The following is a 26,141-nucleotide window of genomic DNA, read 5'->3' on the forward strand; positions in this document are numbered from 1 at the left end:
GAATGCCTAAATTAATTGCGCCGTTAATATTACCTTCTTCTGTAGCTTGCAGTGCTGAAATGCCCCGTCCTGCTGAGATCGTGACTCTGCCTTCGCATATGGATTGCCATGAACATCAATATACTCAAGTTGTCATTGGCTTAAAGGGACAAGCGGAGTTTGAAGTGAGCGGCCAAGGTAATTTAGTCGGCCCTGGGCAAGGTTGTGTCGTGACTGCAAGCTCTGATCATGCTTTCGGAGGCGTGGTTGGACAATCTGATATCCTCGTCCTAAATATGCCCGTACCGACAGACGATGACCCATTGATGCTGGATAAAATCAATGAACTGTCGAGCACCAATACCTACTTTCAATTGGATGGACAAATTCAAAAGCTCATCCAAATGTTGGTACAAGAGATGCAGTGTAATCCTGATGATCTCTTGCTTAGTCGAGCGTGTAACGACACGGTTATCGCCCTTCTTCAGCGACATATCTCGGTTTTTGACTCACCACATAAAGATACACGTTTCGATCTTGAAGTGATTGATCGCTATATTGAACAACATTTGTCCAATAAGATATCAGTTGCACAATTGGCTGGGAGCGTTTTCCTTGGGGAAAGCCAATTTCACATGCTATTTAAAGATCAAATGGGTATTACGCCACATCAATATGTACTAGGTAAGCGTATCGATCTTGCTAGAAAACTGATCGAGCAAGGCCACTTAAGTTTAGGGCAAGTCGCTGAATTAAGTGGATTTTCTGGGCAGAGCGCGTTTACTCATACCTTCTCTCGCCTTCAAGGCATGTCACCATCCCAATACAAAAAGAAAATATTTGTTAAATAGTTAAACCAGACAACATATTATTTTGTTATTTTATGTGTGACCTTGTTTTTGTTTTGTTATAAAACCGAGTTTTTAGCAAAAAACTCGGAGTTTTTGACAAGTATTCCTTATACACTCAAAATACACTGCTTGCCATTGTAGATAGCCCGACTTCTTCGGGTGTGAGATTGAGGAAAACGCATGTTTACTGCAACTGATGTGTTAAAACCGGAATTTGTTACGCAACCGCTAGACAAATTATGGTCACTAATCTCGCCATTATATATGGTGGATGAAACACAATGGCTAGAGCAGCTGCTACCACTAGCAACGCCTTCTGATTCAGAAAAACAGCAAATCACAGCTAAAACAACAGAGTTAATCGAAGCGATACGAGCTGACAAGAACTCTATCCAGATGATCGATGCTTTGCTTCTTGAGTACAGCCTAGATACTCAAGAAGGTATTCTACTTATGTGTCTAGCTGAGGCATTGATGCGAATTCCAGACGCGGCTACAGCTGACGCTCTGATTCGCGACAAGCTAAGCGTCGCAGACTGGAAATCTCACCTTAAGAGCTCAGACTCTGTATTTGTTAACGCGTCCACTTGGGGCTTAATGCTCACTGGTAAAGTGGTTGGCTTGGCTGAAAGCCAGTCACCAAGCCCGGCTCAAGCGATGAATCGTTTAGTTAACAAGCTTTCTGAACCGGTAATTCGCAAAGCGATGCACCAAGCAATGAAGATTATGGGTCACCAATTTGTATTGGGCCGTAGCATTGCTGAAGCGCAGAAGAACGGTCGTTCAATGCGTGATAAAGGCTTCACTTATTCCTATGACATGCTTGGCGAAGCGGCTTTGACTACCGCGGATGCGAACAAGTACTTCAAAGATTACCTAATGGCTATCGAAGCGGTCGGCCGCGATAATTACGCGAACGAGAAAAGCCCTGCGCCATCGGTATCTATCAAACTTTCTGCTTTACACCCTCGTTATGAAGTGGCGAACGAAGATCGCGTACTTACAGAGTTGTGTGACACGCTTGATCAACTTTTACGTCGCGCAATTGAGCTGGATGTTGCGATCACCATTGATGCAGAAGAAGCGGATCGTCTTGAGCTTTCACTGAAACTGTTTGAAAAACTGTACCGCAGCGATCTTGTTAAAGGTTGGGGTAAGTTTGGCCTTGTGATCCAAGCGTATTCGAAACGTGCATTACCAGTATTGGTTTGGCTGAATGCGTTGGCGAAAGAGCAAGGCGATATGATCCCGCTACGTCTAGTGAAAGGTGCATACTGGGACAGTGAAATTAAGTGGTCTCAGCAAGCTGGTTACGATAACTACCCAGTTTATACACGTAAAGAAGCGACAGATGTAGCTTACCTAGCGTGTGCTCGTTTCCTATTAAGCGAAAATGTTCGTGGAAACATTTTCCCTCAATTCGCTAGCCACAATGCGCACACAGTGACCGCGATTGCGGTTATGGCGGAGCATAAAGATTTCGAATTCCAACGTTTACATGGCATGGGTGATTCACTTTATAACCATGCGATGGAAGCTTACCAACAATCAGTGCGTATCTACGCGCCGGTAGGTAGCCACAAAGATTTGCTGCCTTACTTGGTTCGCCGTTTGTTAGAGAACGGTGCAAACAGCTCATTTGTTCATCGCTTGGTTGATGCCCGATGCCCGGTCAGTGAGTTGACTGAGCACCCAGTCGATATGCTGTTGGCGTTTGATACGCTGAACAATACACAAATCCCGCTACCGTCAGAAGTGTTCCCTGAGCGTAAAAACTCATATGGGGTAAACATTGATATTGAAAGTGAAGCTCATCAGTTTGAAGCTGAAGTGCAACGCTTCCTTGATAAAAAATGGTCAGCAGGACCGATGATCAACGGCGAGTCACTTTTCGAAAGCATGATCAAGGCTGATCACGCTATTGAAACGATTACCGCACCTTACGATCGACGTATCAATGTTGGACAAGTTACTTTCGCAAACCTTGATCATGTTTCCGCAGCGATTGAAGGTGCTGATGCTGTATTCCCTGCGTGGAAGGCGACATCAATCAAAGAGAAAAGCGTGCTTCTAGACAAGCTGGCTGATGCACTAGAGGCCAACTTGGCAGAGTTAGTTGCGCTATGTCATCAAGAAGCAGGTAAGACAATTCACGATAGCATCGATGAAGTTCGTGAAGCCGTTGATTTCTGTCGTTACTACGCAAAGCAAGCAGATAATTTAGCGCCGTTCGAACTTAAAGGGTTTGATGGTGTGACACGTTTATCTTCGCGTGAAGGTCGCGGTGTGTTTGTTTGTATCAGCCCTTGGAACTTCCCATTGGCGATTTTCTTGGGGCAAGTGACAGCTGCACTCATTGCGGGTAATACCGTAGTCGCTAAACCTGCAGAGCAAACGAGTTTAATCGCTGCTCGTGCTGTTGAATTAATGAATGAAGTGGGTTTCCCTGCGGGCACGATTCAACTTCTTCCTGGTCGCGGTGCTGAAATTGGTAGTGAGTTAACATCTCATACTGCCATAGCTGGTGTTGCCTTTACGGGATCGACTCCTACGGCTCAGCGTATCAATGTCTCACTGGCAAGTCGTGACGCTAAACCCGTTCCGTTTATCGCGGAAACCGGTGGTCAAAACGCTATGATCGTTGATAGCACGGCGCTGCCAGAGCAGGTTGTGCGTGATGTGATTCGTTCAGCTTTCGCTTCTGCTGGTCAACGTTGTTCTGCGTTGCGTGTGCTATTCGTTCAAGAGGACATCGCTGATCGTATTGTCGGTTTAATTCAAGGCGCAATGGATGAGTTGCACGTTGGTGTGCCTCACTTGCACAAAACCGATGTGGGCCCAGTTATAGATGCTAACGCCAAGCAAAAACTGTTAGCACACATAGAAAGCATGACGACTACTCAGAAGAAAGTGGCTCAGCTGACGCTTTCTGAAGAGTGTGCTCAAGGGGACTTTGTTCCGCCAAGTGCGTTTGAAATTGATGATATTAGCTGCTTGAAAGAAGAGCAGTTTGGCCCTGTGCTGCATATTGTTCGATTCAAAGCGAGTGAGTTGAGTCAGGTTGTTGATCAAATAAACCAAACTGGTTTTGGTTTAACTATGGGTATCCACAGCCGTAATGAAACGACTTATCGTTGGATCGAGAAGCATGCGCGTGTTGGTAACTGTTACATCAACCGAGACCAAGTCGGTGCGGTAGTCGGCGTACAACCATTTGGTGGTCAAGGGCTATCTGGTACAGGCCCAAAAGCGGGTGGACCTCACTATTTATACCGTTTCACTAATGTTCACTTAAGTGAGCAATTCACCGCACAAGACAAGGCATAAGGAGCAGTATCATGGTTCATCAAGTGACAGGTTTTTCTGATGCATTGCTTGCGTGGGAACAATGGAATCTGACAGAGTTTGCTCACAAAAGTGATCACATTTTGTCTTTTAAATCTGAATTGGAAGCACAGAGCCCAGCATACGGCCCAGTGAGCACATTCCATATTCAACAAGCGTCAAACCTTTTAGAAGAAAGCCATCAATTGGTTGGCCCAACAGGGGAAACTAATGAGCTTTATGCTGCGGGTCGTGGCGTCGCACTTATCATTGTCGATGAGAGTGTGAACAAACTTGCTACTCAGCAGACTGCCATTGCGATGGTGACTGCTGCGTTGCTTGCCGGTAACAGTGTGCTGCTTTGCAGTGACGATGTGGAAATGAATATCCATATTGAAAAAGCAGCTGCACAGGCGAATCTACCTTCTAACCTCATTCAAGTTGTGTCGTTTGACGCGTCACAACAGCTGCTAGAGTGTGATGTTAGAAATGTAGGCTATATCGGCTTCACTCAAGTTGAACAAAGTATCAACTTGCAACTTGCCAAACGCGATGGTGCCATCGTGAGTTTGGTGTCTGAAACGGATCTTGAATCAATGCTCGTTGCTCATGATCCACACCTATCGCTGCGCTTTATTACCGAGCGTACGCGAACAATAAATATAACAGCCGTGGGCGGTAATGCGACCTTGCTAGAGCTTGGTAACGACGCTCACTAACCTTTCAATATTTATCCAGCTTAAATATTCACTATTTAAGCTGGTGCTACTCTATTGACTTAATAGAGCAGGGAAGGCGTTTTATAAAAATGAGGACTATCAAATGATAGAAAATAGTTTTGCAATAACTACTACGTTTATTGCGTATCTAATTATGATGCTTGCAATCGGGGTTATTGCTTACAAACGTACATCTAATTCAACGGATTACTTTTTAGGTGGACGTAGCCTAGGCCCTTGGCCTGCTGCACTTTCTGCTGGTGCATCAGACATGAGTGGCTGGCTGCTACTTGGCCTACCTGGTTATGCTTACGCTGCTGGTTTTGAAGCGTTTTGGCTAGCGGGTGGTCTACTGATTGGTACATGGGCTAACTGGTTAATCAGTGCGAAACGCCTACGTACGTACAGCATTACGACTAATGCATTAACGTTGCCTGAGTTCTTATCTCGCCGCTTTAATGATACGTCGAAAATGATTCAAACAATTTCAGCCTTTTTCATTCTGTTATTCTTCCTTTTCTACACAAGCTCAGGCTTGGTAGCTGGCGGTAAATTGTTTGAAACTGTATTCGGCCTAGATTACACCACTGCAGTCATTATCGGCACTATCTGTGTTGTTTCTTACACGCTTTTCGGTGGTTTCCTAGCGGTATCTTGGACTGATTTAGTGCAAGGTTTGCTGATGTCTGCGGCCCTGTTGATTGTTCCTATTGCAGCGATGAATGGCGGTTTAGGTCAGCTATCTAGCGATCTAAGTGCGATTAACCCAGAGCTTCTAACCTTGTGGAATGATGCGAAAGGTGAGCCACTGTCTGCGATTGCGATCATTTCTTTAGCGGCTTGGGGCCTTGGTTACTTTGGTCAACCTCATATCCTTGCTCGTTTCAAAGCGACTCGTACCAATGCTGATTTAACGACTGCACGTCGTATCGCAGTGGTTTGGTCTGCCCTTTCAATGGCAGGCGCAATGCTAGTAGGTCTTGTTGGCCTAATCTACGTAACGAACTCTGGTTCAGGTGCGCTAGATGATGGTGAGAAGATCTTCATGCTGCTAGTTAACGCTATGTTCCACCCTGTGATTGCGGGTATTTTACTTGCTGCGATTCTTGCGGCAATTATGAGTACTGCGGACTCACAACTTCTTGTTTCTTCGTCAGCATTGGCTGAAGATTTCTACAAGCAAGTCTTCAAGAAAGACGCTTCTTCTGAAGAAATCGTTCGTGTTGGCCGTATTGCGGTAGTAGGTATCTCGTTAGTGGCACTATTCCTAGCGATGACACCAGACAGCTCTGTTCTTGGCCTAGTGTCTTATGCTTGGGCTGGCTTCGGTGCTGCGTTTGGTCCTGCAATCGTACTAAGTCTTTACTGGAAGCGTATGAACCGTAATGGTGCGCTTGCAGGTATTGTAATAGGTGGCGTGACCATTGTACTTTGGAAACAGTTCACTGGCGGTTGGTTTGATGTGTACGAAATTGTACCGGGAATCATCCTATCTACGATTGCAATTGTAGTAGTTAGCTTAATCACTGGTGAGCCAGAAGAGTCTGTTCAAGCTCAGCATAAAGAGTTTGAGAAGCAACTTGTCGAACTAGACTAAGTTTTCATTTACAGTGTAAAGCTGTTGGTGAGAAAACAATGAAAAGAGCCGCTTATTAGCGGCTCTTTTTTTTATTCTGTTATTGCCGCTATAGTAGGTTTCCATGTTATGTAGGGCGATAAGCGAAGCGAGTAAGTTGGCATAAAAAAAGGATGACGGAGCGAATATGGAAATAGTGGAGTTTACACAGGAATATGCCCGTGAGTTAGTGGCATGGTTTTCGACACAAAACGAATCGTTAATGTGGGGTGGCCGCGTTTTTGGTTGGCCGTTAACTGAAAGTGCGGTGATTGCTCGATCATTAAAACCCGAGGTGTCGTTTTACATGTTCACCGAAAATGAACACATGGTAGGGTTCATTGAGTTTCAAAGGGTGTCGGAAAAAGAAATGCGATTTTGTCGTGTTGCAATCAGTCCGGCAATGCGTGGGCATGGTTTAGGGCAAGCGATGGTTCAATTGTCTATCCAGCAAGTGAAACGCATATCGGGTGTGAGCTTTATTTCTTTGGCGGTGTTTCAACACAACACAGTGGCGAAAGCTTGCTATGAAAAAACCGGGTTTCAAGTGGTGAACCGTGAGCCTTCATATAAGTTGTTTCATGGTGAAAAGTGGCCTCTGTATCAAATGGAGTTAGTTGTTACTTGAATGGTAAAGAAGGGCAGGAACATTATGCGAGCCTGTAAACCATTCTTTGTACTTGCTTTTCTTTTTGCACCGACTCCCATAAAGACATTACATTCTTTAAACTCAAATTGTTAGGCTTGTCTTGGTCTATAGCTTGCTGATAGTTAATCACTTTGTATTGCGCAATCAAAGAGGTATGTATTGTGTTGAAAGCGATAATGAAGCAAAGGAAAGAAACCAAGCGGTTGCCAATAAAATATCAGCGAATCACAGGCTACGTGGCGATGGTGGGAATTGTTTTAGGTAGCTCGTTCTATGGCTATTACCTTGAGGAGTTTATGTTGCTATTTGGGATCTATGGTCATATCCCGCTGGACTATCAGGTCGAAACTGGCATCATGAAGTTAGCCGTTGCGGCCTTAACCTTGTTTAGTGCTATTTTGTGTGCCTACTGTGGCATCGTGTTAGTGGCATTACTTTTCTCACTACTGATGTTCATTATGGGCAAGTTTTCTTTAAGTGAAGTTATCGCTTATTCTTTCTTGTCGAAATACCCAGTACATTGGCGAATACAGAGCGAGTTAAAGTCATCAGTATTTAGAAAGTAATATTTCCCGTACGCATATTCAATGCATAGAGGGCGTTGAGTACTGCCCTCTACATAAAATCATCTTACCTTTAAGCTAGGTGTTCGTTTTCATGCGTACTGATAGTGGCTTCCCTTTGCCTTGAAGCGCATCTTGCTCTTGTAACAGCCTTAATGTGGTATGCATAGAAGCCGGTTTGTAGAAATAGAACCCTTGAATGTAGATCACTCCGAGTTTGGATAGCGCTTCTAATTGTGACTCGTTTTCGACACCTTCAACGATGACCTGCATATTCAGTGTATGAGAAAGCTGCAACATGGACTCAAGCAACGGAATGCCAAAGTCAGATTCTCGGCCAATGTTTTTTACAAACACTCTATCTATCTTCAGTGTGCTGAATGGAAATTGTCGTACAAAATCTAAGCCAGCATAGCCTGTCCCAAAATCATCAATTGCCACTTTTACACCTAGCGCAGTTAATTGCTTAAGATTGGCTTTGATTATTTCCATTTCTTTATCTGAGCACTCCCCATCTTCGGTGATTTCAAACATCACTTTCTTTAATAGCTCAGGGTGCTTTTTGAAAAGGATAAAGACGTTATCAGCGAACCCAGCTTTCGACACGACGTTGCGGCTGATATTGACGCTGATATAGCGATGCTTAAATTGTGGTTGGTTTTCGCTGATTAGCATCATGACTTCTGACAGTACAAAATAAGTGAGGTCTTCGATAAGATCTAGGCTTTCAGCTAGTGGAATAAATATCGCAGGGGAGACACTGCCTTCGACTGGATCTTTCCATCTCAGTAATGATTCACAGCCAACGATCGTTTGGGTTCTTTGGTCTACGATGGGTTGAAAGTGAACATGGAGGTGCTTTCTTCTTAATGCGTTTGAAAGGGAATACTCCAAGCTTCTTTGGCTTTGCTTTTTATGCTTAATCGAGACCGCACAAATAGTGGTCACTCCGGCAAGAAGAAAGCCAAACCACGAATAAGACAAGAAGAAGCTGAGATAGTAGTCGATGCCGATATACGAAGTTACAGTCAGCGGGTATCGGTCGGAGGCAACTTGTATCGTGCGCGAATATTCACCGTGGTTTGCTGGAGAAATATCTCGGTCGATGATCTCGACTTTAGACTCGAGGCCATGTTCTGCAAGCTCAGAGTGAACGATGTCGTAAATGTACTTTGGAGGGATCATCAAGCTTACCCCTTCATCATATTGATTGGAGAAGATAAGCATGATCGCTTTCGCTTTCGTGATCGCTGAACTCGAATAAGATAACGTAGTGAGAGTTGGCGAGTTATTGAGGCGCTCTCTGATACTTTTAAAGAGACGGAATGACACATCCCCCTCGGTAGTCGAACAGTAAAACTGATCATTTTGGTTGAATACAGCGGCTTCCTTGACCAAGTGAGCATTGAATACGCTTTGACGAAGTTCGCGTACAAATGAATCGCAGTGTTTGTCGAAATGGCTAGTGATCAGGACATTCTCAAACTCATTTTTTATACTATCGAGTTTTCTTTCGAGCAGCTTGGTCGAGTCTAGCGTAAGTTGTTTGTAGTGCCCCGGCGTGATCGGTAGCAAAAGGGCCATAGAGAGACAAAAAGAAACTACAAAAAAAAGACTGGTTTTGGCTGTATTGTGAAATTTGAAATACCGACGAGGCAATAACATTTATCGTCCTAATTGAATAACGCTGATGCTTTTATAAATGTAACACTATGTAAATGAAACTTTTTATCAACACTGTGAATGAATAATTATGATCTCAGGCAAGAAAAGGTAGGCGTTCACTAATAGGAACGCCTATATGAGAAGTTTTTGAAAACAATCCCTTTCTCTGACTGAGGTTTAGTTATGTTTGACGGGACGTCGAATGTAGAGCGGTGCTACAAATCCAGGTAATAATTGGAATTTAAGTGAACGCCGTGAAACAGGTATTGTGAATTTTGATGCACAAGCGACAAAGTGATTATGCCGGGCCCATTTTCAAATATGGCTTCAACGGTAAATATGGCGACCTCTTGTCTGCCTGTTTTGGTTGATAACTTAGAAGAAGACTTTATAAATACTGGCGTTTCAAAACTTTTCATTTCACCGATTTTCGCAAGATATTTAATGATTTTTTGCCCTTGCTCACTTTTAAGAGACTCAAGCCCTACATCTGTGAATAAGTGATCAAATTGATTTATGTCCCATGTGGTAATTAAGGGTAAATTTTTTTCTATAAAAGGGGTGGCAGCACTGGTGACTTCTTGAGTTTTGAATGTAGCCCATGTAAAGAACCCGCCTGCGATAACGGCGATTGATACAACGAGTACTCCTAATACTTTAAACACTTTTTTCACTCTTTAGCCTCTGGTTGTTAGGATTATCTTTTTATTGTTTTTGTGAATTGATTGTAGTGGTTTTATAGATCGACGTTATTTTAATGTAAATTTTATTAAATAACAGTGTGTTGTGTACGAGTTATCACTCTAATGAGCAATGTAAGTCGTTAGGAGTCTTTGGAAGTTTTGGAAAACGGAGAGAGAAACACCGAGTACACGGTGTTTCTATTCAGGGTTGGTAAGTGATTACCAAATCAGACTATGAACCCACTGCCACCGATGGCGATGAACAATAACCCGGTAATTCGATTGATCAAGACAATGTGCTTTTTGAGTATTTCTGACACCTTATCGATGGTTGCTGACAGTATCACATGAATAACAAATGTAATGATGATGAGCTCAATGGTGAGTATTGCTGCTTGCAGCATAAATGCTTCTTCTGGCTTTATAAACAGAGGAAATAGCGCCCCAAAGAAAATTAGGGTTTTTGGGTTTAACAGCGAAATCAAAATCCCATTTTGATAGGTGTATGTGCTCGTTTCGATGTTCGCCTCATTCTTCGAGTAGTAAAGCGCTTTGCACCCGAGATAAACGATATAACCACTACACAACCACGTCATGGCCTTGTAAGCACTTTCATTTGTGTTGATCACGGTGAGTAACCATGAATTCGATAAAAATGAAGCAATGAGTAGCCCTGTTGAGATCCCCAAAATAACCGGAAGCGTGCCACGCAAATGCTGATTGATGCTATTGCTTAATACTGCAAGCATTCCGGGCCCTGGAGATGCTGCAGAAGCGATACATATCGTGATGAATGCGATTTGAGTTTCCATATTATAACTTGCTCGCTACCATCACCGTCATAGGCCAGTTAAGAGCCCAGCCGGTTGGTGTTCGCTTGATTCCTAGGAGCCGTTCCGCATCAAGTAGGCTATCTTGATGCGAGTATTCTGGTTTATTGGAGTGTAATAATGACAGGAAAACGCCAATATCTTTCTTTTCTTCGAAGTGCCATTGCAACGCGATTTCGTGAAATTCAGGTTCACTCCAACCAGTGATTTTACACAGACTTTTTGCATACGCTTGGCTTAAAAAGCTGACTTCATGCCCCGTAGTACATGAAACTGCGACGTGTTCATCGAAATAATCCGATAACTTAGTGCCACTAAAAATGTCACAGATAACTAGCCGAGTGCCTTGTTTGGACAGAAGCCCGAGGTTTTTCAACACCGCTTCTTTACTTTTTACGTGGTGAAAGGCCCCTCGCGACCAAATCGCATCTAACTGTGTGTCCCATGGTAAGTTAATTTCTTCTGCCGCCTTTTGGACGACACAGATATTAGGAGTGGCTTTATCATAAATGGGTTGAAGTTGATCCGGTGAAGGGTCTACAACATGCAGCATGCCTTCTGGACCGATTGCCTTTGCGATATCAAATGAGAAAAAACCACTGCCAGCTCCTATTTCCAAAATAGACTCACCTGGTTTGGGTGCGAGAAAATCATACATCATGATTTTGTCTTCTAACCAACAATTAGGATATTGGTTTAAAGCGAGCTTGTAAGAGCGTGAGCGCTCAGTGGAAAATTCTACTTCCTGTAATCCCATCTTCTATTACTCCAGTTACTAATGGATTCTTTATTGCAGGAATCCATTAAAAAGGAGTTAGCTTTAACTATCTTGTAAAAAATTGTTGTTGGTAGATGGCTGGAGTGACGCCCATAGAACTGACGAATGCTTTATGGAAGTGGCTTTGATCATGAAACCCGCAGTGCATCGCAATCTCCACGGGCTTTGCCCCAGATTTCAGTAATGTTTTTGAGTGGCTAAGCCGTTGTTGTATCTGATATTGATGAGGGGTCAAACCAAAATGACGTTTGAACTCATTGATGAGGTGGTACTTGCTGACGCCTGCCAATTTTGCAAGGTTATCCAGTGGCACCCGTTCACGGTAGTTGTCGGCTAGAAAGTCTCTTGCTAACAAAACGTTAGAGAGCGCTTGGCCATTGTGAGCCGGTGTACGTTTGACTGAACCATATTGAAGCATCATCTTGACCAAAAGAAGCTCCAAATGGACTTCGGACTCCAATAATTCATCCGTGTTTTGAATTTTGGAGAGCAAAAGCTGCATTTGTTGTTCTAGGCGAGGGTTTTGAATCACGCTGTTTTTAAAGGTGGGCAAACCGTTCTGACCGTAAACTTCGTAGTAAATGTCCTTAATTTGCTGCTCGGTAGGATAAATCGCACGGTACTTCCAACCATCGGCGTGGCCTTTATTTCCCGTGTGTATTTCATCTGGGCTGACGATTGAAATATCGCCGGCACCGGCATTATGAGTTTTACCTTTGTGGTAAAACTGCTTAATTCCTCGGTCTACAATTGAAATGACATATTCACTGTGCGCGTGTTTTCCAAACACGGTGTCAGTAAATTGAGCATCAATGACGTCAAGTCCTTCAAATGCGCGAGTGCTGTGAATGTGGCAAAACTCGTCCTGAAACATCGGCTATGTGTGTACCTTTACGATCCTTGTAAAAAATTGAGGGGATATTTTCTTACCCTCTTCCAAAACGCGACATCACTCGGATATTGCGTGCTTGGTGACTAGATAAAATAGTGGCTAGTCATATGCACTCTATCTCATTTTTTGTATATGTACTAACTTTGCCTTTTATATGGTTTTGTAGGCAATACTTTGAGTTATGGTAGAGAGACATCAGTACAGGCAAGCTAGTAGGCTATTCGGCAATACTGGATTGCAAATCAGAACTTGCATGAATCATCTGGGCAAGGTGGGTGGTGTGGAGTATCCAACGTAGGTCTCTCATAAGGGAAAGGTGCTATGGAAATTACAAAAGTAGAATCGAAAGATGTTCGTGCGATAGAAGAGTTAGTCAAACAGGTATCTGAAATTGATGTCATTCCGGCTTTTAATGAACAAGGGCAAACGGAATATCGTGAAAGGGTATTGACCGACATTCATACCACGTTTGATGAAGACCGATTTACTACGCTGAAATTGGTGGTGTCCAACAACATCGTCGGTTTTGGAGCATTAAGGGAAGGTAACTACCTGACTCATCTATTTGTGTCTAAAGAACTGCAAGGAAAAGGAGCGGGTAAAAGGCTGCTCAACGCATTACTCGATTCGACAGTTTCAGATCATATTGATTTGCGATCGTCGATTAATGCGGTTGATTTTTATCGGGGACATGGCTTTGAAGTCACAGGAGATGAATCCGAGTTTAACGGTATTCGGTTTGTGCCAATGCGATTAAGCCGATTCATGTAAAGACATCATCGCACTCTTAAATAAGCACCGAACCAACACCAACAGAAGAGGCTTTTTCGTATACGGAGAAGCCTTTTTTCTTTGAAAGCGGCACTTTTTACACTGTAAAACCTGGTAGGTGGCTAGAGTGAATTTTAAAACGGATTGCGCAGTATGAATCAGAAATGCAAAAACAGGCTCTAGGATTGGTGAAGTGTCACAGGCTATAGAAAAATTGTGGCAATGCCTCTCAAACTCCTTTCTTTGTCATTGAAAATCAAACTCAGTCAAAGTTATGTAAAAACAAGGAGTAATGTTGGAACTCTTAAGCTGAACTACAGTATTACTAATGAATCGATCTTAACGGAGCACAGAATGAAAAAAATATCCTTGGCTTTAGCCATTTTAAGCACTTCGCTCTTTTCGCAATACTCATTAGCGGCTGATACTCCTTTCACTACACAGAGCCCTGCTTATCAACTGGATGGCAAAGCGGTGTTTGGTCGAACAGAAAATGTTTACTTGGACAGTGTTGAGGCGCTTAAAGGGGTGCCTTTCATCGGGAAAATCGATACTGGCGCAGAAACCACGTCCATGCATGCTGAAGACATTCATGTTTCGAGTACGCATCCGAAATACAACAACTTGAAAGATGACAAGCTGATGTTGGCGCTAGTGGGCGAGGTGCAAAAAAACAAGGATGTTGCTTACGAAGATTGGGACCACAGTACCTTCGCTGACTTTGAGGCCATCGTTTCATTCAAAGTGCAGAATCCACATACCGGAGAGATGGTGGTGATTAAAGAGCCACTGGAAAGGGTGAGTATGATTCGAAGCCGGACTAGCAGTACTCCGATCTTGCGCCCTACGGTGAAAATCCCCCTCAGCATTGCAGGGCAGGCATTAAAGACAGACGTCAATCTAACCGATAGAAGCCATTTCTCTGCCCCAGTTTTGATTGGAAAAACATTTCTCGCGGAGAACGCATGGGTGTTTGCTGGATACGATTACCTACAAGAGCAGCCAAGTGCGAAAGTGGTCGGGCGAAAGGAGTCCGTGACGATTTCTGGGCTGCCAATGAATGTCAGCTTTTCGCTTCAAAATCGATACAGCATCTTGCATGCAAAAAATATTGATGTAGACAAAAAGCGCGATGAAGTGACGTTTGATATGGTCAGCAAAGACGGCAAGCAGAAGGAAATGACCCTACCTTTAGTTCGATTGCTGAGTGTCGGGGGTAAAAAACGACCTTTGGTGTATGTCCCTGTTCAATTGGATAAAGACACCACGCGCTACTTCTTGGTTTACCTAAGAGACCGTTCAAAAAGCAGCTCTCAACTTCGTTTGGGAACGAACACCACGAGTGAGTTTTTCATGATTGATACAAGCTCTGTAGACTTGTTAAGTAAGGGAGCCAAAGATTTCATTGAGGTGGAAAAGTCGACTAAGCCTTTAGTCATTTCTCCGGTAGAGGCAATCACTTTGGATGGCTTCCCACTGGAAGCTCAGCCTTCATTTGTAGTGAAAACGCCACTATTAAAAGTCGAAAGCTTTGAACTGACGGGGAAAGGGAAGAACCAGTCTGTGGAATTTTTCCTTGTCGATAACAATGGTGAACAGCAAAAAATAAAGAAAAAAGTGGTGAAAAAACTTCGTGTTGGAGAAAGCGTTCGCCCGGTTGTAAGTGGTGAGTTCTCTGTCTCTGGTGAAATTAGAGAGCAAGAGTTTGCGATCGATGTGCTTGATAGCGATGAGAAATACCCGTACTTCATCTTAGGCAAAAAAATGGCGAAAGGTGGCGTGTTTGTGAATACACGTGCGGATCATTTACTGCAAGCAGAGCCTCTGTTTAAAGTTGGACACATTGAAATGGTTCAAGTCGATAACATGTCATTCCCGGCGAAATTGGATACCGGAGCCGATGTGAGTTCTATGAATGCACTTAACATCAAAAGGTTTAAGAAAGACGGCCAAGATATGGTGAGCTTTACTTATCAAAATAATCAGGGCGATAAGCAAGAGTTTACCAAGCCAGTGATTGATGTGATGCGAATCAAAGCAAAGAAAGGCGAGAAGGTGAATATTCGCCCAGTCGTTGAGATGCATGTAAAATTGGGTGAGTTGGAAAAGAAAGTGAAAGTGAACCTTCAGGATCGTTCTCGTTTTGAGTACAGCATGATTTTAGGGAAAAACTTCTTAAAACATGGAGCCGTAGTGAGTAGCGATAAGGATTATTTGCTAGGGAAAACCAAATAAACAGAAACCCCGCAGTTGCGGGGTTTTTTATTGGTTATCGTTTCAGTGTTAGTGTGCTTATCTCAGGCGAATAAAGTGATTCTGTACTAAGAAATTTAAATGCCTTTCGCATTTGATATGTTTGAACTTGAGGGGTTGCGTGAGATCACCAAATAAAGGAATGCCTCCCCCGAGTAGGGTGGGGATTGTTGTGATGATCATGTCATCAATGAGGTCCTCGCTTAGAAAGCTCTGTATGGTTTTTCCACCATCAATGTATAGGCGTTGGTAACCCTGTTGATTCAACTCTTGAACAATCTTTTTTAGCTCACCATTAACCAAAAACACTTTGTCTTCATAGCCTTCTGGGACGGAGGTCATTGTATTACTCAATACGAACACTGGCTTGCTGTATGGCCAGTCGCAATCGAAGTTTAATACGATATCGAGCGTATTTCGCCCCATCACAAGCGCGTCAATGTTATCCATAAACTGGTGAAACCCCATATCAGAACCATCAGGGTTTGGGATGTCATGCAGCCAATCCAACTGGTGGTTTTTATCGGCAATGTAGCCATCAAGGCTGGTTGCAATATAGACGATATTTGGCATGTTTGATCTCCGGTTGGCTTGGCAAAAACGCAATAAAACAGTATTATTCTACACTGTAGAATAACTCAAAGTTTAGCGAGAGAGCCAGATGAGTGTCAAGGACAAAAAACGTGGTCGCCCAGCAGAAGCGAAGCGTTCACTGAGCAGCGAAAGTATCATCAAACAAGCCAAGCAACTGATGGAGCAAGATGGGAAAGTACCAAGCATTAGGCACCTCGCGTTGACGCTAGGGGTTGATGCGATGGCAATTTATCATTACTTCAAAAACAAGAATGCGCTGCTTGATGCTATGACAGTTTCTTTGATGAATGACATCTATGAGCCAACATTGAATGAAGACTGGGAAGGTGAGCTGAAGCGTTTGTGTGTGAGCTACTTGGAGTTACTGGATAAGTATTCTGGGTTGTTGGAAACATTACTCTCATTGAAAAGCCAAGGACCAACCGAGACGTTCACGATTCGCTTTAATACTGTGGTTCACCATTTAAAGTTAGAAGAAAATACAGCCAATGATGCATTAGGACTATTGGTTGACTACCTACACGGCTTCGCACTCGCGATGAAATGTAATCCTGATAGAAATAGCCTGAATAGCGATATGATTTCAGGTGCCATAAAACTCTACTGCCTCGCGATACGACAACAATAATGTATTGGCAGAACAATACATTACCTCTCAATCTGGAGACTATTATTCAGTAAAGTATTTGTTCTATTTATACCAAGCCATTATTGTATTTCTTGATTTGGTGTTGGGAGCTTGATTGAGTGATGAATGTTCCCACACGTTGGTTTCGAAATTGTAGTAGGTCACCGTTTGAAAAGTATTAAGTTTGCCTTAGTAAGCCTAGTGGTCGTTGGACTTTGCTACGTTTACCGCCCCGATTATCGACAGGTTGAGTTAAGTGAATTGGTACTTCCCGCCTGCCCGAGTATCTCTGAAAGTCATGAATCTCAGGTTATGTTTTATATCGCCGACAACCTGCGTGAATCGGTCGGCAGCAAAGAGATTGACGACTATATCCAGTATTCTAATTTGGTGCTGAGTAATTCTTGCATTCCTTTGCAAAGAACCACTGGCCTAATGAAATATGTGAAACTAGATCTGTCATATGAAGAAAGTTTTGAAACGCTTTATGAGTTGCTCGAGGGCAGTCTAGACGGGGTTGCGGCTAAAAATGATACCAGTACTTATGTACTCATTTTGCCCAGTCGTCACCGTGTGTTTGAAGATAACATTGTTGGTTTAACCAATGTGGAAACCATCGATAATTTCATAGTTTTGGCGGATGATGCGCGGGAGCATGTACTTGAACATGAATTTGGTCATTTGGCATGGGCGCAGCACATAGAAACGTTTCCATTCGCTTTGTTGCAAGGTCAGCTAGAACACAGTACCGAGATTAAGAACAGGCACAAGCTGAAAACCTATGCTCGGGCATACAAATGTGCGAATGCCGGTACCATCATGAGTTACGAGACGCGAGTATTACCCATCTATTCGAATCCTGCAGTGGCCTATAGAGGCGAAGCGTGTGGGAACGCGTTGAATGCCAACAATGCCAAAGTGATCAGAGAGTTTGTAACTGAGTACGGGAGCGCAGAGAAGTAAGGAACACCGAGATAAATTTGGTGTTATTGATGGTGGGAGCTAACAGCGCAAGCTCCCTGGTGCGCTCATTCATGCGCTGCAAAAGTAGATTTTCCCTCCTATGCTATGCGATTGCTCATTTCGAATCCTCACCTTCTTTTTCAATAACGATTTCACCTAAGTTAAAACGACTTATATTTCAAAGCATTAATCATATCTACGCACTAATCTCAAATAAACCTGAGTTGTATTTATAAAATTCAGGCGCTTGTATATTGACAAGAGACCATTAGTCTCTTATTGTTTTAATTAAGAGACCGGTGGACACTTATGGTGATTGCAATGAATTGGAAACGCGCCCGAACAGACGATAGAAAAAATGAGCGAAAAGAAGAAATCTATAACGCTGCTTTCGAGTTATTTAAAAAGAATGGCTACGAGAAAGTGAGTTTTAACGGGATTGCTTCTGAAGCTGGGTTTACGAAATCCAATATGTACCGTTACTTCAGTTCGAAAGAGGACATTTTCTTGAACGTCTTCGCTGAATTATTTGAGCAGTGGTTTGAAGACTGTATCGCCTCTCTTCAAGAGCTAGAGTCGGGTGCAGACGTCAAGCGATTTGCTGACGCTTATGTTCAATCTTTCTTGTTACACCCGAAATTTCTCGACTTAACGCCGATCCTTTTCGTTTCACTAGAAAAAAATAGTTCTTATGAACAGCTACTGATTTTTAAGCGACAGGCTAAGGGTTTACTGTTTCAAATTGCGATGGAAGTGTGTCGAATTTATCCAGAACTCGAGATCGAAAAGGCGTTTAGATTCCTAACTCTCAGCTATGCGGCGACCTCAAATTTTTGGGCAGCGAATCAACAAAATGACGCGCTGAGAAAGATCTATGAGCAAGAAGAATTTCAGGATTTGAAGCCTGATTTTGAGCAAGACTTAACAGCTTCGGTGGAAGTTATTATTCATGGGCTAAAAGCCTGCCAATAAACAGGATAAGGCAATATTTACGATCGCAAAATCGTTAACGGCCCCTGAAATCAATAAAGGAAATCATCATGGCACATCACACTGAAAATACGATTAAAGCCAATATCCCAGCCGCTCAAGTTTGGGAGGTATTAAAAGACTTTAGTAGCTTGGAAAAGTTTGCAACTACCATTACCTCGTCGCCAATTGTGAGCGAAGTTCAATCAGGGGTGGGAGCAAAGCGACGCTGCACTTTCGTCGATGGTTCAAGTCTAGTGGAAGAAATTGTCGAATTTAATGAAGGTCAAGGCTTCAAAATGGTCATCTCAGAGCATGCACTGCCATTGAAAAGCATGGAAGCGGAGATGCGTGTTACAGCGGTTGATGAAAAGAGTTGTGAGATCTACATGTCTTCAGATTTTGTTGTGAAAGGTGGGCCATTAGGTTGGGTGATGGGGCAATTTGTGATGAGAAGTATTATGAAAGGCGTGTTCAAGAAGGTAATGAGCGGCTTAGCCTACCACAGCGCAACAGGAAAGTTAGTGGGCGAAACCTTACCACCTGAAACGGAATTGTCTCAAGTCATCGCTAGCTAGTTAAATTGCGGTGTGTGTTAAAGGTTAGCTGACAGAGTTTCGGCTCTGTCAGCTCAATCTGTTTGCTGCTGATTAATTAAGCCTGATGACAGACTTAGCTTGCGAATGTATATCAAACGCGACTTTGATACTTGTCCCATTGTTCTCAAAAACGACATCGTCAAAATCTGTTTTTGAAATTCTGAAACCCTCTCGAACAAAAATATCTGTCACTAAGGTTCTGTGGCCGATTTTAAGCGCAGAGTCCGATAGCTTACTGACTAAGTTTTCCATGTTTCTTTTCTCCCTTTGTTATGCTCTTGGTTGCACTAATCTACGCGACTTAACTTTAGGGTCAATCTATTTAAATATTCATTGGCTTAATGGAAATTGGCAACAGAGCTATTTATTCCAACGATTCAATGAGTGGCTAGGTATGAATATATATCGCTGATAGATACCTGCTATTTTTGGAAGCAAACTTAGATCTTGGTGTGCTTGTTTTTCGTTTCTATGAGTAGATGAAGATGCATTTGGTTACAAATCTTTTAGCCATTCACTGTGGAACAAAAATCAATCACTCTAATAAGGGCTGATAATCCCATGTCATCAATTGCCTGCCACATACTTTCTCCATCGAAACACATATCAGAATAGTTAGAGCAAGCTATAGAAATGAATCACGTCGTATCATGGTTTTGAAAGGCTTATTAGAGTGCTTGAAATTCTGCTGAGGCGGAGAATGCTACGGTTGCAGTTGCCAGTTTAATACTAAATGCTAGACTGAGGCTCTATTCCATTTAGAGACCAAAAGGTAGTGTCATGAATCCGATCCTAGCGATGTTGAAAGAGAACAATATTAGCGATGCACAGATCAACGAAATCTTTCAAGCGTTGACTCAAAACCCTCTTGCAGCAATGACAACGATCAGCCAGTTAGGTTTACCTCAGGATAAGCTTCAAGCTCTGATTGCTCAAATCATGCAAAACCCTGCTTTGATCAAAGAAGCAGTCGATGAGCTAGGCTTAGATTTTGCGAAAGTGGAAGCCGCGAAAGAGCAGCTGAAAAAATAGTACGTGCAGAAAAATTGAAAAGGGCATAACTCTTCGGAGTTATGCCCTTTTTTCGATGTATGCGGTATGGCGTTAGTATCAGTCGGAGATTATCCGCTTCGATTTACACCGTAAATCGGTCGACTAGCTCATAAAGTTGATGAGCTTTGCCATTTAGGTCTTGGCTGCCAGAACGGTTTTCATTAGCCAAGCTTGCTGACTGATTACTTTGGTCTGATATGACCGTAATACGTTGAGAAATCTCTTGCCCAACATGGCTCTGCTCTTGGGTTGCCGTTGCGATGAGCGAGTTCATATCCATGATGATGTCGATAGAGCCTTTAATTTTCTCAAGCGCTTCTTTGGCTGAGTTGGCTTCTGTGACTGCATTGCTGCTTCGAGATTGGCTGGAGTCCATCGCTTTCACTGCGTTGTCAGAGGCCGCTTTAAGTTGGTCGATCATCTGGTTGATTTCGCCCGTACTCTCTTGAGTTCGGCTAGCCAGTTTACGAACCTCATCTGCTACTACCGCAAAGCCTCGGCCTTGTTCCCCTGCACGAGCCGCTTCGATAGCAGCGTTGAGAGCAAGTAGGTTGGTTTGTTCTGCGATATCTTGGATCACATTCAGTGAAGACGAAATGTTTTGAACATCCCCTTCTAGTTTAGAAATTACTTCACTGGCTTGCGCGACTTCTGCCGCTAGATCTTGAACGGAGTTTACTGCTGACGTCACAATCGAGTTCGCCTCGTTTACATTGTCTTCAGCATCTTTAGCTGAATCTGCCGCTTGATTAGCATTGTTCGAAATCTCATGCGCGGTAGAAGTCATCTCTGTCATGGCTGTGGCCACTTGGTCAGTTTCCATTTGTTGGCCTGATGCGAGTTCATCGACTTGAGCCGCTCGATTCGACATGTTGTTGGTTTCATCGACGACTTGCTGGCCGACTAAGCTGACTTTGCTGATGATGTCTTGCAGGCTAGCCACAAACGTATTGAAGTTTTTAGTCAGTTCGTTGAATTCAGGAACCTTAGAGATCTCCATACGAGCGGTTAGGTCAGCGTCACCACTTGCAAAACTGCGAATAGAATCATCGAATTGCTCTAAAGGTTTCATGATGCTGCGATTCACATAAACGGCGAAGAAGCTCACGACGACAGCAATGGCTAAACAGAACAACCCAATGGTGGTAAGGCTGCTGCTCGCAACCGATTTAGACTGCTCATCCATTAGCTTAATGGTTGCTTCTACGTCATCAGTATAGAAACCGGTGCCAATCATCATGTCCCACTGAGGAAAGAACGCAGAGTAACTTAACTTAGGTAGAGGTTCTGTTTGGTTGGGTTTAGGGAAGTAGTAAGTGGTAAATTTGTCGAGTTTGGAGTTTTTGATCAGGTCTTGAATTAAGTAATTGCCTTTTTTGTCTTGAAGGTTAAAGAAGTTTTCTCCCAACCCTTTATCAGACTGACCTTGAAGGACACGAATACCCTTTGAGGTGTAACCAAAAATGTAGCCATTTTTACCAAACTTAATTTCTTTTAGGGTTTTAATGGCCTCTTCTCTTGTGCCATTAGCAGCAATGACTGGGCTTAAAGCCGTTTTAGCAATATCGATGTACGACTTTAGTTCAGCTTTCTTCATATCCATCATGCTTTCGCGTGTGGTCTGAATTTGCTGTTCATTAAGCTTGTTGAGCTCTATGGAAATCAAAGACATCATACTGATGGCAATGAGCAACAGCGGAACAATTGAAAGAATATATAGGCGCTTGCGAATAGTTAGACTCATATTATGTATCCCAATTAATATGAAATTGCCGAGCACAGCAAAATCATATTTTTTATACTGATAGTTATAGTTTTAGCTTACTCTTAAACTTTTGGGTGAAATGTGAACGGAACAATATTTATAAAACTTATTTGAAATTATTTTTAGTGTTTAAGTATTTGTTTTTAAAGTCTATTAAACTAAAGTCTAATCTTTTTAAGAAATACGATAAAAACAGCGCTCTGACTTAAAGTCAAAATATGAGCGCGATATAATTTGGGGAGGGGGAGGTTTGTGTCAGTTATTGGCTATTCCGAATTGTCTGTCTGGCCAGAGAAATAACGATGCCAGTTGTCATCCAGTGTTTGAAAATTGTATATACAGAAATCTTTTCGATCTTTTAAATAATCATTTTCCACTTCATCAAGCAGCTTAGCGTGCTTTTCTGGATCGCTGCCATAGACTAAACAAAGCGTCGAAAAGTATCGTTGAAGATCAAAACTATGCTCATCGATATATTCTCCGAAGTCGTAATAGTCAGGTCTATCATCGGATTCAAAAGCGAACATGTCGGCTGCGCTAATCGCGGCATCATCCCCATTCTCTACATAATTGAGCATTAAGAGCGTTGCGAAGTTATCAACCGCATCTTCTTCTTTTCCCAATACCGCTATTTTTTGATCTGCAATATACGCATGCCCCGCTTCGTGCAACAGAGTATGAAGTAGTGTATCAATCGCGCCCAGTTGAGCCGATTTACCATACTTTTCATCATACTTATTCTTAGCAAAGTAATGAGTGGATTCGGCATAGAATGAATAAGGGATATGCACGGTATGGGTTTCTGGGTCGTACATTGGGCCTTCTTCACCACCATATTGCATGGTTAAGGTGCTATTGAAAGGAAACAATTGGTCAGATAACTCAGCAACCGTTTGGTTAATGCCGCTCTGTTTAATGTCTTCTTTAAGTTGACTCTCTTCCTGAGTTTGGGGCAGTAAAAACTCGAAGGTGATGTTCTCTCCGGCTACAGCCTCAGAGGCGAAACTTGATGGTAGGGTAAATAGGCTGCTGAGCCCAATAACTAGCAATGGCTTCATTGAAATCCCTTTATTATACTAATTAGTTAGTCTTATCACTTTACTGGATGTTGACATGCAAGCAATACGTATTAGTTATAGTTGAGAAAACTGAGGACTTTCAATGTTATTTATCGCTTACTTACTTCAACCATGGATTCATTAGGCGCTGTTATTTCATTTTAGAACAGCGCTGCAGGCTTCTCTGTAGTGAACGACTTATTGCTATTAAAGAGATGAAAAAATGACTCAAAAACACTGGTCAAAATATCAGCTTCTTCATGAAGTGGTACAAAACAGAAATATCCATATCAAAGGTACTCACAGTTATTACAGCGATTGTTGGGATAAGGGCTTTGAAGAGTCCGTTGTTCGATACTTACATGGCGATGCAGTGAGTAAAGAATGGGAACCTCGCTGGGAGGTGGATCAGCTTTATATCGGAAACTATGTCTGTATTGGAGCGGAAGCGGTGATTCTCATGGGGGGAAATCATACTCATAGAGTTGATTGGTTTACCTTATATCCTTTCATGGACTTTATTGATGAAGCTTATCAAGGCAAAGGCGACACAAAGATAGGTGATGGTGCTTGGATTGGCATGAGAGCCATGATCATGCCGGGTGTGACAATCGGCGAGGGTGCGGTTATCGCAGCAAATAGTGTAGTGACCCGAAATGTGCCTCCATACGCGATTGTCGGAGGTTCGCCCGCTTCATTGATTAAGTATCGTTTTGATGAAGACACAACTGAAACTTTAGTGAGTCTAAGCATATACGACTGGCCAGAAGAGAAGTTCAACGCAGTAAAAAGGCAATTGTGTAGTTCGGATTTAAACGCGTTACATCAGGCTTTAAGTGAGTACGACCCTGAGCAGAGATGATAGGTAAGTTCACTAGGTAAGATAAATTTCGGTCACGGCATTCACTGTGCTATACTCCGCGCCCCAATCCGCATTGGCTTGCTTAATTTAGGAAATTATTATGAGTGGTAAAAACGAAATTCAACAAATTAACAATCGTCTAGATAAGTGTCGCCATAAACTTGCGGCAGCGAAAACTCGTAAAGACGGTCCTGTTATTCGTCAGTTTGAAGACGAAATCAAAAAGTTGAATAAGAAGATTGCTCAGCTTAAGCATAAGCAAAGCTACGATATCAACCAAGAGCGCAAGTCTCTTCTTGATATGCCATTTAGTCGAGAAATCACTAAAGCAGAGCAAGCGGATATGGGTAAATTGAAGAAGTCAGTAAAAGGCTTAGTTGTCGTACATCCAATGACTAAAATTGGTAAAGAGCTTCGTATCGAAGTGATGACTGGGTATGCCCCGAAAAAATTCTAATTACCTGATAGGTAATAAAAAAGGAGCTAGTGATAGCTCCTTTTTGCATTCTTAAGGGCATAAAAAGTGGTGATATTAAGCCTCTGTGATAACCAAGTTATTAGCAGTGAGTTTGATAGTAATCACAAAAATCTAGGCTATATATAAAAGTTAACCTGTTACTAACATTAGCCTTATTCAGTTAGGTAACGTAAGGCTCTTTTTTAGCCATGTACCACGAAAATTACCCATAAGTAGGACGACATAAGCAGTTATTGACCAGTAATCAATCTCATTAGGGAAGATGAGACATAAATAATTAGAGGTTATATGAATCATTTAATTTCAGTAGGGCCACTAGAATCTTTCCTAATCGCGATTAGTGTGTTGTTTCTAGGCCATTTTGTGAACACCAAGCTTCCTGTTCTAAAAAAGTACAACATCCCTGAACCTATCGTAGGTGGATTGATCGTCGCCTGTATCATCACTTTACTTCACTTCAATGGTGTCGATTTAGAGTTTTCTCTACCACTGCAAAATACCTTCATGTTGATGTTCTTTGCGACGGTTGGACTCGCCGCCAATTACACCCAATTAATGAAAGGCGGCGCGAAAGTCTTCTTGTTCTTGGGGGTGGCTTCGGTTTACATCATCATCCAGAACGGTGTTGGCGTAACATTAGCGACCGCTCTCGGGTTAGATCCATTAATGGGGCTAATTGCAGGTTCGATAACGCTTTCTGGTGGACACGGTACCGGTGCGGCATGGTCGCAAACCTTCTCAGAAAACTATGGCATTGCGAATACGCTTGAAATTGCGATGGCGTCTGCGACGTTCGGTTTAATTATTGGCGGCATTATTGGTAGCCCAGTTGCCCAGAAGCTGATTGATAAAAACAAGATTGAATCTGACTACGGCACCGGAACGACGACTCATGAACGTTTCCCTGAGTTAGTGACGTATAACGAATACGAAGAAGATAAAGTAACCGCTAAGAAAGTCATTGAAGTGCTGTTCATTTTGTTGATCTGTGTGACGGGTGCTCGTTATCTAGAAGAGTGGGTAAGCACCTATGAAATCAAATGGTTGATGATCCCTGATTTCGTTTACGCCTTGTTTATTGGTGTGTTCATTACCAACGTAATGGAAGTGACAAAAGCTCATAAGATTGACACAGAGACGGTCGATATTTTGGGTACTGTTTCTTTATCGCTGTTTTTAGCTATGGCATTGATGAGCTTGAAGCTGTGGAACATCTTCGACCTTGCGATTCCTTTCTTAGTGATCCTCGGCGTGCAAGCGGTAGTGCTAGGCATATTTGCGTACTTTGTTACGTTCAAAGTGATGGGTTCCAACTACGATGCGGCTGTTATGGCTGGTGGTCACTGTGGCTTCGGACTAGGCGCGACTCCGACAGCGGTTATGAATATGGGCTCTTTGGTTAATCGTTTTGGCCCTTCTCCACAAGCATTCATGGTGGTCCCAATTGTCGGGGCGTTCTTCATCGACATCGTGAACCTAATCATCTTACAAGGTTATATTTCCTTTATAGGGTAAATACGCAGACTTGTTCATTTAAAGCTCCGCTATCAGCGGAGCTTTTTTTAGGGGCCGGTTTCGCATCTATCTACTTCTGAGCAAT

25 protein-coding genes are annotated in these 26,141 nt (G+C 42.8%); 16 read left to right on the forward strand and 9 right to left on the reverse strand.

All coding sequences use genetic code 11. The features are described 5' to 3' along the window. Positions 1–2 precede the first annotated feature (2 nt). From ACHUFI_RS02315 to ACHUFI_RS02340, 6 genes are all read left to right on the forward strand, one after another. Entirely contained in the window at positions 3–830 is an 828-nt protein-coding gene (locus ACHUFI_RS02315) for an AraC family transcriptional regulator (protein WP_394246630.1), read from the forward strand. 180 nt (positions 831–1,010) lie between these two features. Further along, positions 1,011–4,157: a bifunctional proline dehydrogenase/L-glutamate gamma-semialdehyde dehydrogenase PutA gene (gene putA / locus ACHUFI_RS02320; RefSeq protein WP_394246631.1), complete on the forward strand. Its 3,147-nt coding sequence runs from the start codon at positions 1,011–1,013 to the stop codon at positions 4,155–4,157. An 11-nt stretch (positions 4,158–4,168) separates the two neighbouring features. Then, positions 4,169–4,873: a 1-pyrroline-5-carboxylate dehydrogenase gene (locus ACHUFI_RS02325; RefSeq protein WP_394246633.1), complete on the forward strand. Its 705-nt coding sequence runs from the start codon at positions 4,169–4,171 to the stop codon at positions 4,871–4,873. A 106-nt stretch (positions 4,874–4,979) separates the two neighbouring features. Continuing rightward, positions 4,980–6,470, forward strand: coding sequence for a sodium/proline symporter PutP (putP, locus tag ACHUFI_RS02330; protein WP_394246957.1), 1,491 nt, complete (start codon positions 4,980–4,982; stop codon positions 6,468–6,470). Positions 6,471–6,636: 166 nt separating this feature from the next. Further along, complete coding sequence (locus ACHUFI_RS02335) at positions 6,637–7,116, forward strand: GNAT family N-acetyltransferase (RefSeq protein ID WP_394246635.1); 480 nt, start codon at positions 6,637–6,639, stop codon at positions 7,114–7,116. 197 nt (positions 7,117–7,313) lie between these two features. Beyond that, positions 7,314–7,703 (forward strand): hypothetical protein, encoded by a 390-nt coding sequence (locus ACHUFI_RS02340; RefSeq protein WP_394246636.1) that lies wholly within the window; start codon positions 7,314–7,316, stop codon positions 7,701–7,703. Positions 7,704–7,778: 75 nt separating this feature from the next. On the opposite strand, the gene ACHUFI_RS02345 is transcribed toward ACHUFI_RS02340, so the two are convergent. The 5 genes from ACHUFI_RS02345 to ACHUFI_RS02365 all read right to left on the reverse strand — a co-directional run bounded on the left by ACHUFI_RS02345 (position 7,779) and on the right by ACHUFI_RS02365 (position 12,530). Next, positions 7,779–9,365: an EAL domain-containing protein gene (locus ACHUFI_RS02345; RefSeq protein ID WP_394246637.1), complete on the reverse strand. Its 1,587-nt coding sequence runs from the start codon at positions 9,363–9,365 to the stop codon at positions 7,779–7,781. Between the two features lie 215 nt (positions 9,366–9,580). After that, positions 9,581–10,039, reverse strand: coding sequence for an exonuclease/endonuclease/phosphatase family protein (locus ACHUFI_RS02350; RefSeq protein ID WP_394246639.1), 459 nt, complete (start codon positions 10,037–10,039; stop codon positions 9,581–9,583). A gap of 236 nt (positions 10,040–10,275) precedes the next feature. Then, the gene (locus ACHUFI_RS02355) at positions 10,276–10,860 is read right to left on the reverse strand and encodes a LysE family translocator (protein ID WP_394246641.1); all 585 of its coding nucleotides are present in this window, start codon (positions 10,858–10,860) and stop codon (positions 10,276–10,278) included. A 1-nt stretch (position 10,861) separates the two neighbouring features. Continuing rightward, positions 10,862–11,635, reverse strand: coding sequence for a class I SAM-dependent methyltransferase (locus tag ACHUFI_RS02360; RefSeq protein WP_394246643.1), 774 nt, complete (start codon positions 11,633–11,635; stop codon positions 10,862–10,864). A gap of 67 nt (positions 11,636–11,702) precedes the next feature. Beyond that, a complete protein-coding gene (locus ACHUFI_RS02365; protein WP_394246644.1) occupies positions 11,703–12,530 on the reverse strand; it encodes an AraC family transcriptional regulator in 828 nt (275 codons plus the stop codon). Between the two features lie 339 nt (positions 12,531–12,869). On the opposite strand from ACHUFI_RS02365, the gene ACHUFI_RS02370 reads away from it, so the two are divergent. Then, positions 12,870–13,319 (forward strand): GNAT family N-acetyltransferase, encoded by a 450-nt coding sequence (locus tag ACHUFI_RS02370; RefSeq protein WP_394246646.1) that lies wholly within the window; start codon positions 12,870–12,872, stop codon positions 13,317–13,319. A gap of 354 nt (positions 13,320–13,673) precedes the next feature. Continuing rightward, entirely contained in the window at positions 13,674–15,554 is a 1,881-nt protein-coding gene (locus ACHUFI_RS02375; RefSeq protein ID WP_394246648.1) for an ATP-dependent zinc protease family protein, read from the forward strand. A 57-nt stretch (positions 15,555–15,611) separates the two neighbouring features. Here the strand turns inward: ACHUFI_RS02375 and ACHUFI_RS02380 are convergent, their stop codons facing one another. Further along, positions 15,612–16,145 (reverse strand): dihydrofolate reductase family protein, encoded by a 534-nt coding sequence (locus ACHUFI_RS02380; protein WP_394246649.1) that lies wholly within the window; start codon positions 16,143–16,145, stop codon positions 15,612–15,614. 88 nt (positions 16,146–16,233) lie between these two features. Between ACHUFI_RS02380 and ACHUFI_RS02385 the strand changes: the two genes are divergently transcribed. The 4 genes from ACHUFI_RS02385 to ACHUFI_RS02400 all read left to right on the forward strand — a co-directional run bounded on the left by ACHUFI_RS02385 (position 16,234) and on the right by ACHUFI_RS02400 (position 19,304). Then, positions 16,234–16,794, forward strand: coding sequence for a TetR/AcrR family transcriptional regulator (locus tag ACHUFI_RS02385; RefSeq protein WP_394246651.1), 561 nt, complete (start codon positions 16,234–16,236; stop codon positions 16,792–16,794). Positions 16,795–16,920: 126 nt separating this feature from the next. Next, positions 16,921–17,757 (forward strand): hypothetical protein, encoded by an 837-nt coding sequence (locus ACHUFI_RS02390; RefSeq protein WP_394246652.1) that lies wholly within the window; start codon positions 16,921–16,923, stop codon positions 17,755–17,757. 321 nt (positions 17,758–18,078) lie between these two features. After that, complete coding sequence (locus ACHUFI_RS02395; RefSeq protein WP_394246654.1) at positions 18,079–18,729, forward strand: TetR/AcrR family transcriptional regulator; 651 nt, start codon at positions 18,079–18,081, stop codon at positions 18,727–18,729. 68 nt (positions 18,730–18,797) lie between these two features. Beyond that, positions 18,798–19,304: an SRPBCC family protein gene (locus ACHUFI_RS02400; RefSeq protein ID WP_394246655.1), complete on the forward strand. Its 507-nt coding sequence runs from the start codon at positions 18,798–18,800 to the stop codon at positions 19,302–19,304. A 72-nt stretch (positions 19,305–19,376) separates the two neighbouring features. Here ACHUFI_RS02400 and ACHUFI_RS02405 read toward each other — a convergent pair whose 3' ends face one another. Continuing rightward, positions 19,377–19,577: a hypothetical protein gene (locus ACHUFI_RS02405; protein ID WP_394246656.1), complete on the reverse strand. Its 201-nt coding sequence runs from the start codon at positions 19,575–19,577 to the stop codon at positions 19,377–19,379. Between the two features lie 528 nt (positions 19,578–20,105). On the opposite strand from ACHUFI_RS02405, the gene ACHUFI_RS02410 reads away from it, so the two are divergent. Continuing rightward, positions 20,106–20,357, forward strand: coding sequence for a DUF2999 family protein (locus ACHUFI_RS02410; RefSeq protein ID WP_394246657.1), 252 nt, complete (start codon positions 20,106–20,108; stop codon positions 20,355–20,357). Positions 20,358–20,460: 103 nt separating this feature from the next. On the opposite strand, the gene ACHUFI_RS02415 is transcribed toward ACHUFI_RS02410, so the two are convergent. Then, on the reverse strand, positions 20,461–22,122 hold the full coding sequence (locus ACHUFI_RS02415) for a methyl-accepting chemotaxis protein (RefSeq protein WP_394246658.1): 1,662 nt from the start codon (positions 22,120–22,122) through the stop codon (positions 20,461–20,463). A gap of 287 nt (positions 22,123–22,409) precedes the next feature. Then, positions 22,410–23,201, reverse strand: a complete 792-nt coding sequence (locus ACHUFI_RS02420; RefSeq protein ID WP_394246659.1) for a DUF4344 domain-containing metallopeptidase — start codon at positions 23,199–23,201, stop codon at positions 22,410–22,412. A 223-nt stretch (positions 23,202–23,424) separates the two neighbouring features. Here ACHUFI_RS02420 and ACHUFI_RS02425 point away from each other — a divergent pair, with 223 nt between their 5' ends. The 3 genes from ACHUFI_RS02425 to gltS all read left to right on the forward strand — a co-directional run bounded on the left by ACHUFI_RS02425 (position 23,425) and on the right by gltS (position 26,056). Further along, positions 23,425–24,063, forward strand: a complete 639-nt coding sequence (locus ACHUFI_RS02425) for a CatB-related O-acetyltransferase (protein WP_394246660.1) — start codon at positions 23,425–23,427, stop codon at positions 24,061–24,063. 100 nt (positions 24,064–24,163) lie between these two features. Next, positions 24,164–24,520 (forward strand): YibL family ribosome-associated protein, encoded by a 357-nt coding sequence (locus ACHUFI_RS02430; protein ID WP_394246662.1) that lies wholly within the window; start codon positions 24,164–24,166, stop codon positions 24,518–24,520. A gap of 309 nt (positions 24,521–24,829) precedes the next feature. Continuing rightward, positions 24,830–26,056 (forward strand): sodium/glutamate symporter, encoded by a 1,227-nt coding sequence (gltS, locus tag ACHUFI_RS02435; RefSeq protein ID WP_394246663.1) that lies wholly within the window; start codon positions 24,830–24,832, stop codon positions 26,054–26,056. Positions 26,057–26,141 lie beyond the last annotated feature (85 nt).

Source organism: Vibrio profundi (assembly GCF_043642225.1).
In the GTDB taxonomy this organism is placed as follows: domain Bacteria; phylum Pseudomonadota; class Gammaproteobacteria; order Enterobacterales; family Vibrionaceae; genus Vibrio; species Vibrio profundi_A.

Coding starts and splice junctions, on each gene's coding strand:
- ACHUFI_RS02410 (WP_394246657.1), top strand. CDS start 20,106: ATGAATCCGATCCTAGCGATGTTGAAAGAGAACAATATTAGCGATGCA.
- ACHUFI_RS02340 (WP_394246636.1), top strand. CDS start 7,314: ATGAAGCAAAGGAAAGAAACCAAGCGGTTGCCAATAAAATATCAGCGA.
- ACHUFI_RS02385 (WP_394246651.1), top strand. CDS start 16,234: ATGAGTGTCAAGGACAAAAAACGTGGTCGCCCAGCAGAAGCGAAGCGT.
- ACHUFI_RS02395 (WP_394246654.1), top strand. CDS start 18,079: ATGAATTGGAAACGCGCCCGAACAGACGATAGAAAAAATGAGCGAAAA.
- ACHUFI_RS02355 (WP_394246641.1), bottom strand. CDS start 10,860: ATGGAAACTCAAATCGCATTCATCACGATATGTATCGCTTCTGCAGCA.
- ACHUFI_RS02360 (WP_394246643.1), bottom strand. CDS start 11,635: ATGGGATTACAGGAAGTAGAATTTTCCACTGAGCGCTCACGCTCTTAC.
- ACHUFI_RS02345 (WP_394246637.1), bottom strand. CDS start 9,365: ATGTTATTGCCTCGTCGGTATTTCAAATTTCACAATACAGCCAAAACC.
- ACHUFI_RS02375 (WP_394246648.1), top strand. CDS start 13,674: ATGAAAAAAATATCCTTGGCTTTAGCCATTTTAAGCACTTCGCTCTTT.
- ACHUFI_RS02325 (WP_394246633.1), top strand. CDS start 4,169: ATGGTTCATCAAGTGACAGGTTTTTCTGATGCATTGCTTGCGTGGGAA.
- ACHUFI_RS02335 (WP_394246635.1), top strand. CDS start 6,637: ATGGAAATAGTGGAGTTTACACAGGAATATGCCCGTGAGTTAGTGGCA.
- ACHUFI_RS02390 (WP_394246652.1), top strand. CDS start 16,921: ATGTTCCCACACGTTGGTTTCGAAATTGTAGTAGGTCACCGTTTGAAA.
- ACHUFI_RS02400 (WP_394246655.1), top strand. CDS start 18,798: ATGGCACATCACACTGAAAATACGATTAAAGCCAATATCCCAGCCGCT.
- ACHUFI_RS02420 (WP_394246659.1), bottom strand. CDS start 23,201: ATGAAGCCATTGCTAGTTATTGGGCTCAGCAGCCTATTTACCCTACCA.
- ACHUFI_RS02425 (WP_394246660.1), top strand. CDS start 23,425: ATGACTCAAAAACACTGGTCAAAATATCAGCTTCTTCATGAAGTGGTA.
- ACHUFI_RS02405 (WP_394246656.1), bottom strand. CDS start 19,577: ATGGAAAACTTAGTCAGTAAGCTATCGGACTCTGCGCTTAAAATCGGC.
- ACHUFI_RS02370 (WP_394246646.1), top strand. CDS start 12,870: ATGGAAATTACAAAAGTAGAATCGAAAGATGTTCGTGCGATAGAAGAG.
- ACHUFI_RS02380 (WP_394246649.1), bottom strand. CDS start 16,145: ATGCCAAATATCGTCTATATTGCAACCAGCCTTGATGGCTACATTGCC.
- ACHUFI_RS02430 (WP_394246662.1), top strand. CDS start 24,164: ATGAGTGGTAAAAACGAAATTCAACAAATTAACAATCGTCTAGATAAG.
- gltS (WP_394246663.1), top strand. CDS start 24,830: ATGAATCATTTAATTTCAGTAGGGCCACTAGAATCTTTCCTAATCGCG.
- putA (WP_394246631.1), top strand. CDS start 1,011: ATGTTTACTGCAACTGATGTGTTAAAACCGGAATTTGTTACGCAACCG.
- ACHUFI_RS02415 (WP_394246658.1), bottom strand. CDS start 22,122: ATGAGTCTAACTATTCGCAAGCGCCTATATATTCTTTCAATTGTTCCG.
- ACHUFI_RS02315 (WP_394246630.1), top strand. CDS start 3: ATGCCTAAATTAATTGCGCCGTTAATATTACCTTCTTCTGTAGCTTGC.
- ACHUFI_RS02365 (WP_394246644.1), bottom strand. CDS start 12,530: ATGTTTCAGGACGAGTTTTGCCACATTCACAGCACTCGCGCATTTGAA.